General features: G+C 53.7%; 9 protein-coding genes. 5 read left to right on the top strand and 4 right to left on the bottom strand.

Annotated features, from left to right (window positions below; genetic code table 11):
• Positions 1 to 70: 70 nt before the first annotated feature.
• From NOG13_RS08040 to NOG13_RS08020, 5 genes are all read left to right on the top strand, one after another.
• A complete protein-coding gene (locus NOG13_RS08040; RefSeq protein WP_283110050.1) occupies positions 71 to 1,651 on the top strand; it encodes a VanW family protein in 1,581 nt (526 codons plus the stop codon).
• 169 nt (positions 1,652 to 1,820) lie between these two features.
• Positions 1,821 to 2,804 (top strand): glycosyltransferase, encoded by a 984-nt coding sequence (locus NOG13_RS08035; RefSeq protein ID WP_283110049.1) that lies wholly within the window; start codon positions 1,821 to 1,823, stop codon positions 2,802 to 2,804.
• 30 nt (positions 2,805 to 2,834) lie between these two features.
• On the top strand, positions 2,835 to 3,893 hold the full coding sequence (locus NOG13_RS08030; RefSeq protein WP_283110048.1) for a lysylphosphatidylglycerol synthase transmembrane domain-containing protein: 1,059 nt from the start codon (positions 2,835 to 2,837) through the stop codon (positions 3,891 to 3,893).
• A gap of 116 nt (positions 3,894 to 4,009) precedes the next feature.
• On the top strand, positions 4,010 to 5,908 hold the full coding sequence (locus NOG13_RS08025; RefSeq protein ID WP_283110047.1) for an NAD(+) synthase: 1,899 nt from the start codon (positions 4,010 to 4,012) through the stop codon (positions 5,906 to 5,908).
• A gap of 24 nt (positions 5,909 to 5,932) precedes the next feature.
• Complete coding sequence (locus NOG13_RS08020; RefSeq protein ID WP_283110046.1) at positions 5,933 to 6,586, top strand: HAD family hydrolase; 654 nt, start codon at positions 5,933 to 5,935, stop codon at positions 6,584 to 6,586.
• A gap of 54 nt (positions 6,587 to 6,640) precedes the next feature.
• Here the strand turns inward: NOG13_RS08020 and NOG13_RS08015 are convergent, their stop codons facing one another.
• From NOG13_RS08015 to NOG13_RS08000, 4 genes are all read right to left on the bottom strand, one after another.
• Positions 6,641 to 7,687 (bottom strand): peptidylprolyl isomerase, encoded by a 1,047-nt coding sequence (locus tag NOG13_RS08015; RefSeq protein ID WP_283110045.1) that lies wholly within the window; start codon positions 7,685 to 7,687, stop codon positions 6,641 to 6,643.
• A gap of 60 nt (positions 7,688 to 7,747) precedes the next feature.
• Positions 7,748 to 11,233, bottom strand: a complete 3,486-nt coding sequence (gene mfd / locus NOG13_RS08010; RefSeq protein WP_283110044.1) for a transcription-repair coupling factor — start codon at positions 11,231 to 11,233, stop codon at positions 7,748 to 7,750.
• Between the two features lie 35 nt (positions 11,234 to 11,268).
• Positions 11,269 to 11,883 carry an aminoacyl-tRNA hydrolase gene (pth, locus tag NOG13_RS08005; RefSeq protein ID WP_283110043.1) on the bottom strand — a complete coding sequence of 205 codons (615 nt, stop codon included), beginning with the start codon at positions 11,881 to 11,883 and terminating at the stop codon, positions 11,269 to 11,271.
• 172 nt (positions 11,884 to 12,055) lie between these two features.
• On the bottom strand, positions 12,056 to 13,012 hold the full coding sequence (locus tag NOG13_RS08000) for a ribose-phosphate diphosphokinase (RefSeq protein ID WP_283110042.1): 957 nt from the start codon (positions 13,010 to 13,012) through the stop codon (positions 12,056 to 12,058).
• Positions 13,013 to 13,070 lie beyond the last annotated feature (58 nt).

The raw sequence follows: 13,070 nt of genomic DNA, 5'->3' as shown, positions 1-13,070 counted from the left end.
TCTTGGGATTAATGGAATATAATGTTTGCAACTGCTAGTAATGAAAGATGAACTCTACTTCAGGAGGGGCATGATTACTGTGCCAGATATGGAGAACAAGTCGTTGCAAAATTCCAAGCGGAGAAACGTAAAAATCATTGCCGTTGTGGTTGCTGCCATTGTCGTCTGCGTGGGAGCTTTAGCAGCGCTGTTTGTAAAATCGAAACAGGATTTGGAACATAAAAAGGAAATGGAAGCCGCAGTCAACATCAATAAGTTTTACAGCGGAATTACCGTGCAGGGTGTGAATGTTTCCGGCATGACGATGGAGGAGGCCCTGAAGGCCTTGAAGGAACAGGAAGCTTCCACCATTGGAACTTACCGCATTGTCATTACCTGCGGCGACAAACAGTGGGAATTGACACAGACGGATATGTCTTTTTCGTTTGATACGCAAGATGTGTTAAAAAAGGCTTACGCCGTGGGCAGAAGCGGTGACCTTGAGACACGCTATAAAATTGTAACCGAACTTAAGACAAAACCGCAGAATTTTTCGATTACCGCAACGCTGGATGAAGATGCGTTAAAAGCAAAGGTTATGAAGATTGCCGCGGAAGTCGAGAAGCCAGCGACAGAACCCACAGTTACCGGATTTTCTGTTTCCTCGGGCTTCCAATTCCAAGACGGAAAAGCCGGCGTCAGTGTAGACAAAGACAGCCTTTGGAACGACGTAAAGGCTGTTGTGGAAGGGAATCACGTGGGTACCGTAACCATGAAGACCTCGTCCGTGCCGTACAAGACCTCTCTCAGCAGCTTGAAAAAGCACATGAAGAAACTGGGAACATACAGTACCGTCTCCGTCAATAACGCGAACGGCACCTATAATATGAAAAAAGCACTTTTGCTGGCCAACGGCACAAAAATCAATGCGGGGGCAACGTTTTCGTTTTTTAAAACCGTCGGCCCGTGCGACCGAGCAAATGGCTTCCTCATCGCGGGAGCAATCGAAAACGGCAGACACATCGATTCCTACGGCGGCGGCATCTGCCAGGCTTCCACGACGATTTACGGCGCCGCGCTTCGCTCGGGCATGAAGATTGTGGAACGCCACAACCACTCTATCCCGTCAGCCTACTGTGAAATCGGGCAGGACGCAACGGTGAGCTACCCATACACCGACTTAAAGCTCATGAACACTACGAACTACCCGATGTTTCTTGTAACCTCTGCCAGCGGAAGAAAGCTGACCGCCACGTTCTACGGCTATCAGCCCGACGATTACGATAGCATTGAAATTGTTTCCCGAATTGATAAGACATATCCTGCGCCCACTGAGGCAAAATATATCGAAGACTCCTCTCTTGCCGCTAATGTGGTAAAGCTTGAACAGAAAGCAAGAACAGGGTATCTGGCATCCGCACGCCGCCTTTACCTGAAAAACGGCAAAACGGTAAAGACCGAGTATCTGAATTCCTCAACCTACCCTGCAATGCCGGCCTACTATGTCTATGGCCCCGGAACCAGCCGTGACAAACTTACGGGAAAGGCGACCACCCCAAGCGGAGATCCATCCTCTCAGTCTCCTAATACAACACCATCGCCGTCATCGAATAACCCTTCTTCTGAAGCTACTTCTGGAACGACCGCAAATGGTCAGAACGCGGCTGCCTGAGGGCAGCCGCTCCTTGTGGGCAGGTAACAATTACTAAAGAGTGGATGCTTGACATTTTTCGATGATTCTGCAACAATGAAGATTGCGGATTTTGCAAAAGGAATGTTTTTTTACAAAATGCAGAATACACGGCTTGATGGATGCTTGCCGGGAAAGGGAGAGAAAGTTGGTGGAAAAGGATCAAAAGCCGGAGATCAGCGTAATCATTCCGGTTTACAATGTGGAACAATTTATCGGAAGATGCCTGACTTCATTGGTTGAGCAAACCTTCCGCGATTTTGAAGTCATCGCCGTGAATGACGGCGCTACCGACGATTCTCCGATGATTCTGCACCATTTTGCGGAGAAGTACGATTTCATCAAGGTTATTGACCAGCCGAACAAGGGAATGTCAGAGGCGCGCAACGTGGGAATGAGGGCAGCCAGCGGCCGGTTCTTCTCGTTTGTGGACGGCGACGACTATGTTTCGCCCACGTTTTTGGAAGAACTTTACCGTGCCTGTGTTGACAACAGCGCCGATATTGCTTGCTGCTACTATTATTTCCATTTTATTGAAAATGATTTCCTGTTTGAATATCCGTTCCGCTGCAAGGGCGTGCTGAGCGGCTCGGAGGCTATGCACAAGCTCCTGAGAGATGTTCAGATTCAGAGTCTTGCGTGGAACAAGCTTTACCGCAGGGAACTTTTTATGGATTACGACATCACCTTCCCGAACATGACGTTTGAGGATATGGCCACAACAACCCGTGTGTTTTCGCATGCGAGCCGGGTCGTTGTCATTGACCGCCCGCTTTATTACTACAACCAGCGTTCTACCAGTACGCTCGCAACCATGAACACGAATAAAATCAACGATTTTATTCGTGCTACGGCGATGGTGCGCGCTTCTCTCGAAAAGAGCGGCCTTTACGAGAAATACAAAAAAAGCTATCAGGCTTTGCTCCGTAAAACCTGCAATTGCTGCTATCTTTATGTATTAAAAGTACATACTGAGAAAAAATGTATGCGGGGATGTATGGAGAACATGAGGCGCGTCAGCCGCGCGCTCAAAAAGTATTCCACCGATGACTGTAGAGTGGCGGATTTACTGGGCAACCTGCCTGATGTTGTCGCGTCCCCGGAACAATTCGCAAAGGATTATTCTGTCCGCTGAATCGGAAACGGGCGGAGTTCGGGGTACACAATGAAAGATAAAAGCCGGAAATACAAAATCTTTCGCATCGCGATGCTCGCGCTGACAATCAGTCTGCTCATTTATTTCTGCGTCTGGAACAACAACCTTGCTGTGCTCATCAGCAGCTTTCGGGAGATTCACCCGCTTTGGCTCCTTGGCGCTGCTGCATGCACGGTTGTCACATGGGTGATGGATGCCCTTGTTATCCAAACGCTTACCGGGCAGGCTAGGCCAAACGATTACCACTACCACAGCGCATTTCGCGTAACGATGATCGGGCAGTATTTCAACTCCGTTACCCCGTATGCCATTGGCGGGCAGCCCGCGCAGTTTGTCGCCTTTCTCAGGCAGGGGATTCCTTCCGGAATCGCCATCTCAACGCTTGTTCAGAAGTTCCTCGTTTACCAGACGACGATTACATTGTTTTCGCTGGCGGTCATCATCATCCGCTCGGCGTTTTTCCTCAGTAAGATACAGGGCTTCTTTGCCCTTGCCGTCATCGGTTTCCTGTACCAATCGGCTTCGGTGCTGCTTCTTCTCCTTTTTACTTACAGCCCAAAATTCACAACGAAGCTCATCAGTGCCGTTGTTACGCTGCTTACCAAGGTGCATATTGTAAAGAAACCGGATGAAACGCGGGAAAAGGTAAAAGGGCAGCTTCAGTTTTATTTAGACAACAACAAGGCAATGAAGGGCAACCGCCAGCTTACCGTGCGAGTTTACAGCTACACGTTCATACAGCTTCTGGCTTTGTTCTCCGTGCCGTTTTTCATCTATAAAGCGTTCTGCAATCCCGGGGCGCCGGTAGTCGATATGATTTCCGCGCAATGCTTTGTGACGATGATTTCCGGGTATACGCCGCTGCCGGGTGCTTCCGGTGCGGCGGAAGGCAGCTTCCTCGTTCTTTTCCGCCTGTTTTTCAGCGAAAAGATTCTGACGCAGGCGATGTTGCTTTGGCGGTTCATCACCTATTATTCGTCCATTCTGGTCGGCGCGTTCTTTGTTCTCCGAACCGGTCAAGACAAGATGGAGCCAATAGACCTCGCAAAGGAAGCGCCGCAAGGTTAAATAAAGGCACAAGCATCCGGCTGGACTCAGCCGGATATTTTGTAATATCTTTGAAAAATGAGCCGGAACCTTCCGGCATTTCCGTTCCTCAGGGAAGGGGAAGGAAAGGAGTAAATATGACAGACGGTTTTTTCAGAGTTGCGGCGGCAACGCCGGAAATCAGGGTCGCAGACTGCGAGTTCAATGAACGTGCAATCGCGGCGATGATGCGGGAATGTGCAAAACAGCAGGTCGGAGCAGTGGCGTTCCCGGAGCTCTGCCTGACGGGTTACACCTGCGCAGACCTGTTTCGGGACAGTGCGCTCCTTGCCGGGGCGGAAGCCGCCCTTGCAAAACTGATGGAAGAAACGAAGGATCTCGACCTTCTTGCTTTTATCGGGCTTCCGGTGCCTCACGGGGCGGCACTTTACAACTGCGCGGCAGCCATCTGCAAAGGCAAGCTGCTCGGCGTAGCGGCAAAGAGTTGTATACCGAATTACAGCGAGTTTTATGAGGCGCGCCACTTCTCACCGGCTCCAAAAGGCGAAGAAATCACACTCTGCGGGCAGACGGTTCCGTTTGGTTCCGACCTTGTGTTCCGCTGCACAAATATTCCGGAACTTTCCGTCGCTGCGGAAATCTGCGAGGACCTCTGGGTGCCTTGTCCGCCGTCGCAGAAGCTCGCAATGGCGGGAGCAACAGTTGTGTTCAATCTCTCTGCGAGCGACGAAACCATCGGTAAGGCGGATTACCGCAGGATGCTGGTCAAAAGCCAGTCCGGCAGCCTGCTTTGTACCTACGTCTACGCGGGCGCGGGCGAAGGCGAATCCACCACAGACTTGATTTTCGCGGGTGCGCGCCTGATTGCCGAAAACGGCTCGCTCCTTGCGGAGGCAAAGCCGTTCACAACCGGATTGACGGTTGCGGAAACAGACCTCCAGCGCATTGCGCAGGAGCGCCTGCACATGACAACTTGGCACAGCAACGAAACGGCGCGCTACATTCCGTTTGAGCTGAATGTGCCCTCCTTTGTTCCGCAACGCAAATTCCCGCAGCTTCCGTTCGTGCCGAGCGACGAAAAAGACCTTGCCGAGCGCTGCGAAATGATTCTGAATATGCAGGCTACGGGCCTGAAAACCCGCCTGAAGCATACCCACGCGACGCACGCCGTCATCGGCGTTTCCGGCGGACTCGATTCCACGCTGGCGCTGCTTGTAACGGCCCGCGCGTTCGATATGCTTGACCTTGACCACAAGGGAATTCTTGCGGTGACAATGCCGGGATTCGGAACAACGTCGCGCACTAAGAGCAACGCGCAGCGCCTTGCGGAGCTGCTTGGCGCCGATTTCCGCACGGTCCCGATCGGCGAGAGTGTTTCGCTCCATTTCCGCGACATCGGGCATGACCCCGCCGTGCGTGATGTCACCTATGAAAACGCGCAGGCGAGGGAACGCACGCAGGTGCTTATGGACCTTGCAAACCAGTGTGGCGGCCTCGTCATCGGAACGGGCGACCTTTCCGAACTTGCCCTCGGCTGGGCGACCTACAACGGCGACCACATGTCGATGTATAGCGTGAACTGCTCGATTCCGAAAACGCTGGTGCGCCATTTGGTGCATCATGTCGCCGTTACCGGAGGGGAAGAACTGCGCAAGGTTCTGGAAGATGTGCTTGCAACGCCGGTCAGCCCGGAGCTTCTCCCGCCGGAAAACGGAGAGATTGCTCAGAAGACCGAAAGCATTGTCGGCCCCTATGAGCTGCACGATTTCTTCCTTTACTACATGCTGCGGTTCGGCTTTGCACCGGGCAAAATCTACCGCATGGCTGTGGCTTCGTTTGCCGGCGTCTATGACGCGGCAACGGTGAAAAAGTGGCTGCGTGAATTCTACCGCCGCTTCTTTATGAGCCAGTTCAAACGCTCCGCCCTGCCGGATGGCCCGAAGGTCGGCACCGTTGCGCTTTCCCAGCGCGGGGACTGGCGGATGCCGAGCGACGCTTCGGCTGCACTCTGGCTCAAAGAAATTGATAATCTCTGAAATTCACGGATAGGAGAGAACAATTTGAAGAATGATTTCCGCGCGGTGATTTTTGACCTTGACGGAACGTTGATTGACTCGCTTGGCGTCTGGGCAGAAGTGGACCGTAAATGCTTGGAGAAGCACGGCATCCCGCCGACACCGGATTACACTTTAGCGGTGAGCTCCATGTCGTTCCGCGAATCGGCGGAATACACCATTCGCCGCTACGGGTTTTCCGAGACACCGGAAGAGCTGATGGCGGAGTGGATGTGCATGGTGGAGGACGAGTATGCTCACCACATCGCGCTCAAGCCGTTTGTGCGCGAATTCCTCAACCATCTCACGGCGAAGGGCGTAAAGCTTGCCGTTGCAACGGCTTCTCCGCCGAAGCTTTATGGCCCTGTTTTGAAAAATAACGGAGTTTATGATTACTTTGACGCTTTTGCCTGTGTTGAGGAAGTCGAACGCGGCAAGGGGTTCCCGGACGTGTTTCTGCTTGCGGCTTCCCGCCTAGGGGTGCGCCCGTGCGACTGCTTGGTGTTTGAAGATACGCTGCCCGGCATCCGCGGAGCGAAGGCAGCCGGCATGACCGTCATAGGAATCTATGACGGCTCCTCCCAGACGGAGGAAGCCAAGATGCGCGCAGAGGCCGACGGTTGCTGCAAGAGTTTTGCCGAATTGCTTCCGAATACATAAAACAAAAACCCGCGGGGCATTTGCCCTGCGGGTTTTTCTATTCACCTGTGTTTTTTATTCAAACATGCTGGGGTCGTAGGAATTCAGCGCCTTTTCGTTTACGGTAATGCCGGTCATGGCAGCTGCTTCTTTTTCAAGCTGGGCGGTGAATTCATCCCACTTGTAAGCCGAGAGAAGGCTTTCGCGCCCGTCGTCCGTAGAAATCTGGGTTTCCGCAGCTTTGTTGCTATCCTTCTTGTAAACGAGAACATAAGCCTGCTGCTCAGAAAGCTCAACTGTTTTCACATCGCCGGCCTTCATGGACTTAATCGCGTTTTTCAGTTCGGTTGGGAAAGAAGTGTCGGTCTGAATGTTGACCGTCGCGGAATGCAGCAGATCGTCGCTGCTGTTCTTTGCTTTCTTGTAGTCTTCGCCCGCCTGTTCCATGGTAATGGTGCCTGCCTTGATTTTTTCGGCATATTCGTCGAAAACTTTCTTGGCGGTTTTCTTCTGCTCGTCCGTCATGGCGGCAGAGTAGTTTCCGTTGGAATCTGTGGTGTAAAGCGGCAGTACCATGTAGGAGAAGTCGGTGTAAGTTTTGGTGTAATAGTTTTTCAGGTCATCGTCGGAAACGGGGTTTGTGCCGTTTTTGCCGTAGATGCCGTTAAAAATCAAACGCATCTTTTCGGACGCTGTGCCGTAGGCCAGTTCAAACGAAGACTTCGCAATTCCGTAGCCTTCAAAGGCTGAAGAATACTCTGACCAAAGTTCCGTGTTCATTTCGGAAGCTTTCTTCTTGTAGTCATCGGAGTAGGTCAGCTTCATGTCTTTGATTTTTTTGTCAAGAAGAATCGTCATCTTCGTGTCGGTCAGAGCCTTTTCACGAATCCAAGTTTTGGCGTCCTTGTTGTCAATTTTCTGTTCAAAAACAGATTTGCTGGAATCAGTTTTCTTCGAGTTTGCCTCCTCATAGGCGCTGTAAAGGTTGTAAATATAAACGCCAATGGGAATCGTTGTGGAAGAATTCTTAATTGCCCAGCTTTTATCCACAGAACAGCCCGAGGCGGGGACGCACAGTGCAGCAGCAAGGAGCACCGGAAGAAGTCTGTTGCGTAATTTCATAGTTCACACTCGCTTCTGTTTGGTTATTGTGGTAATTATACACTTTTTTCGGGAATGTGTCTATTCCTTTTGAGATTTTTCATCGAAATCTCCTCCAAGGATGGAGAGTGTTTTCTCAAGCACAGCAACGGGTTCTTGGCCTTTGGGAACCGTTACGCTGATGTAAGGCTTCGTTCCCGCATTTACCATAACGCGGCCGCGCATGGCAGCGATGAGGGCCGAAATCTTTTTCATATCGAAACTGTCGCGGTAGAGAAGCAGCTTGTCGCCCTGCTGCTTGATTTCCTTGATGCCGAGGGCGGAGGCGCGGTTGCGCAGCAGCGCAATCTGCACAAGGCCGTTCACGCTTGCCGGCGGCTCGCCGAACCGGTCGATCAGTTCGTCGGTTACGTCGAGGGCGTCCTCCGAGGTTCGGATGTCCGCAATGCGGCGGTAAATGTCAAGCCGCTGGTTCAGGTCCGGAATATAGTCCTCCGGAATATGCGCCGGCACCTGAAGGTCCACGAGACATTCTTCGCCGTATTCCTGAACTTCCTCGCCTTTTTCACGCCGAATCGCGTCGGAAAGCAGATGCAGGTACATATCGTAGCCGACCGCCTCCATGTGGCCGTGCTGTTCTCCGCCGAGAATGTTGCCTGCGCCGCGGATTTCCATGTCCCGCATGGCAATCTTGAAGCCGGAGCCGAATTCCGTGAATTGGCGGATGGCGGTCAGGCGTTTCTGTGCGGCTTCAGAAAGCACCTTGTTGCGCCGGAAGGTTAGGTAAGCGTACGCACGGCGGTTGGAGCGCCCTACGCGCCCGCGAATCTGATGAAGCTGCGAAAGCCCCATGCGGTCGGCATTTTCAATAATCAGCGTGTTGACGTTCGGAACGTCAACGCCGGTTTCGATGATTGTGGTGCAGACGAGAACGTCGATTTCCTGTTCAATCAGACGCCGCCAGACCTCCGAAAGCTCCTGCTCGCTCATTTTGCCGTGCCCGAAGCCGACCTTTGCTTCTGGTATCGCGGCCTGAATGCGGGCAGCCGTGCGCTCAATGGTGGCAACGTCGTTGTGCAGATAATAAACCTGCCCGCCTCGGCGCAGTTCCCGGCGAATCGCTTCGTAGATGATGTTGTCGTCATGCTCGAGGACATAGGTCTGAACCGGGTGGCGGTCACGCGGCGCTTCTTCGATGATGCTCATGTCGCGGATTCCGGAGAGCGCCATGTTCAATGTGCGCGGAATCGGCGTTGCGGAAAGGGTCAGAACGTCTACGGTTTTGTATTTGGTCTTGAGCTTTTCCTTCTGCGCCACACCGAACCGCTGTTCCTCGTCGATAATGATGAGGCCGAGGTCGCGGAATTCCACATCCTGTGAAATGAGCCGGTGCGTGCCGACGACCATGTCCACATCGCCGCGCTTGAGGCCTTTGATGATTTCTTCCTGCTGCTTCGGGGTTCGGAAGCGGGAAAGAAGCTGAATGTTGACGGGGAAACCCTCCATGCGGCGGGTGATGGTCTGGTAGTGCTGCCAAGCGAGAATCGTTGTCGGCACCAGCATGGCGCATTGTTTGCCGTCGGAAATACATTTGAACGCGGCGCGCAGGGCGACTTCCGTTTTGCCGAAGCCGACGTCGCCGCAAAGAAGGCGATCCATGGGAACCGGGCGCTCCATGTCGCTCTTGATTTCCTCGATACAGCGGAGCTGGTCCTCGGTTTCTTCAAACTCAAAGTGAGACTCAAAGTCATGCTGCCATTCGGTGTCCGGAGGGAAGGCGTGGCCTTTCAACGCCATGCGCTCGGCGTAGAGTTTGATGAGATCCTTTGCAATGTCCTTGACCGCGCTGCGCACGCGAGCCTTTGCCTTCTGCCAGTCGGTTCCGCCGATGCGGTTGAGGCGCACCGCTGCGTCTTCGCGCGGCCCGATATATTTGGAGACCATGTCGAGCTGTGTCACAGGGACATAAAGCGTGTCGCCCTTCGCATAGCGCACCTTGATATAGTCCTTTACAATTCCCTGCATTTCAATCTTGTGGATACCTTCAAACACGCCGATGCCGTGTGTAGCGTGAACGACGTAATCGCCCGGGGTGAGGTCGGAAATATCGGTGATTTCCTGACCGGTGTGAACTTTTTTGGCACGCTTTGTTTTCACGGGGGCTGTCCGTCCGCGCGTGATGAGGCCGAAGAACGCGCCCGGGTATTCAAATCCGCTGGAAAGTGCTCCCGTTGTTACAACAACTTCTCCGCGTTCGATTTTCTTCGGGTTCTCTTGGTAGACCGCGTCGATGCCGTGACGCTGGAGGTCGGAAGCCACATTCTTCGCAGCCTTTTCATTGCCGGCGAGGACAGCGCAGGACCACTTGTTCGTGAGCATATTCCGCAGGTCTTCGATGAGAAGCTGCATGTTTCCGCCCCAAACGGAAAGCTGTCGTGCGGTGAGGTTCAGCGCTTCGTGAACAGGCGTTTCGTATCCTCCGTGAACAAAAGCGTCAAGGTAGATGGCGCCGTGCTCCGCAAAGACAGACAGCGCGTCGGTCCACTCCCGGTTGTAGCAGTCCAGCCCGCGGCAGAGAGAACCGTCGGCAAGGCAGTCTTTTAGGTCTTCGCCCCACTGCCACAGCGCGCTGCGCGCACGCTCTTTGGCACGCACCGGTTCACTGACAAACAGCAGGATGTCATCTGTGAGGTAGTCGAGTACGCAGGCGGTTTTTCCGCCGTAAAGAATGGGAAGAAACTTGTCGGCATTGCCGAGCGGCAAACCGTCTTCGAGCTTGCTCGCTTCGTGCGAGAGGACCTTTTTTGCCTGCGCCGCGGTTTTGCCGCGCAGAGAGGCGGCAATCGAACGAATCTGTTCCGCAAGGAACCCCGCGTCGCCGATAATCGCCTCGGAGGCGGGGAAGACGGTTACGCTTTCCTGCGACTCGGTGCGCCGCTGTGTCTCTACATCAAACAGAGAGAGTGTGTCGATTTCATCGCCGAAAAATTCAGCGCGCACCGGAGCCGACATTCCGGTTGGGAAAAAGTCGAGAATTCCGCCGCGTCGGGAATACTGGCCTGGCCCGTCGATTTGCGGCGCCGCCTCGTAGCCGCATGCGGTGAGCACGGACAGCACGCGTTCCATGGAAACCTGCATGCCGACTTTCAGCGTGAGCATTCTCCGCTTCAGTTCCTCGGGAGGAATGGTTAGCTGCAGCGCCGCGTCGGCACAGCAGACGACCACGCTGGGCGCTTCCTCCAGCATGGCGGCGAGGGCACGCAGGCGCTGGTGCTCATATTCATGGGAAACGCCTTCCGCTTCACGCAAGGTAAAAACGCGGTAGGGGTAAAAATAGGCAGGAATCCCCATCGCCTCGAGGTCGGAGCAGAGGCGGTTCGCCTCTGGCTCATCGCTCGTTACGACAAAAGCTCTGCGCCCCAGACGGGAGCAGAGCGAATATATGATATTTGCTTTGTGGATGCCGGTCACGCCCGTGACCGCAGCCGGAAGGCTTCGGGAGCGCACCGCCGATTCCAGCGCGGCGAATTCTTTTAATCCGCCGATTGCGCTGTTGAGAAATTCCATGCAAAAACTCCTCACAGTATGTTATCTTCTCAAGTTTATCCTTTGCCGTTGTAAAGGCTCATCGCTTCCGCCGTTTTGCCCTGCACCATCAGCTCCAACGCGGCACAGGCATTTTCCACGGCTTGGTCGAACAGCTTTTTGTCGCTTTCCGTAAACTTTGCGAGTACCCAGTCTGCAAGGTCATACCTGCGGTCCGGCCTGTCTCCGGTGCCGAGCCGGATGCGCGGGAATGCGTCGCTGCCGGCAAGGTAGATGATGTTCTTCATGCCGTTCTGGCCGCCGTCGCTGCCCTTCATGCGGATGCGCAGTTTTCCCGGCGGGAAGGAGATGTCATCATACAGGATGATGACGCGTTCGGGCGGAAGCTTGTAGAACCGCATGGCTTCCGTCACGCTTTGGCCGCTTAGGTTCATAAAGGTAGAGGGCTTGAGAAGCAGCACCTTTTTTCCGGCCAGCGTGGCGGTGGCGCAAAGCCCTTTGAATTTCAGACGGTCAATCTTTACCCCGCACTTTTCCGCCAGCGCGTCAATTGCCATGAACCCGGCGTTGTGGTGTGTGCCTTCATACTGCGGGCCGGGGTTTCCGAGACCCACGATGATGTATTCGACGGGGCCCGACGGTTCCGCCGATTTATGAAACAGATTCAGCATGAAGTCCTCCGATTCGAAAAAATCCTTATTTTGCAGCAAAAGCCGAGAGCGGAGCAGACGGTTCTGCTCCGCTTCGGCGGCGTTGTTCAATCATTCAAGAAATTACGAAAGCTGCGTTTCGGCTTTGTATCGCAGAAACATTCTCGCTGCACGAGCTTTCGAACCCCCGCTTTTAGCGGAACAGCGGAGAAACCGGTTTGTCCTGATAAATGCGCTCAATTGCTTCGGCAAACAGCGGTGCCACCGGAAGGATGGTCATGTTCGGGAGAATCTTATCCTCCGAAAGCGGAATGGTGTCGAGCAGAACCAGTTCCTTCATGGGACTTGCCTTGATGCGATCCAAAGCGGGGCCGGAGAGAACGGCGTGTGTCGCGCAAGCGGATACTTCTTTTGCGCCGTTTTCCATAATCGCCTTTGCGGCGTTGCAGAGGGTTCCGGCAGTGTCAATCATGTCGTCAACCAGAATGACCTTTTTGCCGGATACGTCTCCGATGACGTTCATAACCTCGCAGACGTTTGCTTTCTGGCGGCGCTTGTCTACAATGGCAAGCTTGCAGCCGACGCGCTCCGCAAAGTTGCGGGCGCGGGTAACGGAGCCAAGGTCGGGGGAGACAACTACATATTCATCTTCGTGGCCGGCAATGCGCGACTTGATGTAAGAGGCAAGAACTGGGACGCCGAGCAGGTGGTCAACCGGAATGTTGAAGAATCCCTGAATCTGTGCCGCGTGAAGGTCCATCGTCAGAACACGGTTGGCGCCGGCGGCAGTCAGAAGATCGGCCACGAGCTTCGCCGTAATCGGGTCGTGCGCTTTGGCTTTACGGTCCTGTCTTGCGTAGCCAAAATACGGAATGACCGCGGTGATGCGCGCAGCAGAAGCACGTTTCATGGCATCCATCATAATCAGCAGTTCCATCAGGTTGTGGTTGACGGGTGCGCAGGTGGACTGAACGATGAAGCAGTCCGAACCGCGGACGGAGTCGTAAATCGACACCGAAATCTCTCCGTCGCTGAATGTACTGACTTCACTTTTTCCCATTGGCAGGCCAAGGCACTGTGCAATTTGCTCAGCAGCCTTCTGACTTGCACTCCCGCAGAAAATTTTGATGTCCTTGCCGTGAAAACTCATTTGCTTTATCCCCCTATATTTCTCCTGAAACTTTACGGAGCCGGTCTGAAGCCCCGAT

This window comes from Thermocaproicibacter melissae (assembly GCF_024498295.1).
Lineage (GTDB): Bacteria > Bacillota > Clostridia > Oscillospirales > Acutalibacteraceae > Thermocaproicibacter > Thermocaproicibacter melissae.
The sequence above is the reverse complement of the archived record's forward strand: the minus strand, read 5'-3'. Positions and strand labels throughout refer to the sequence as shown.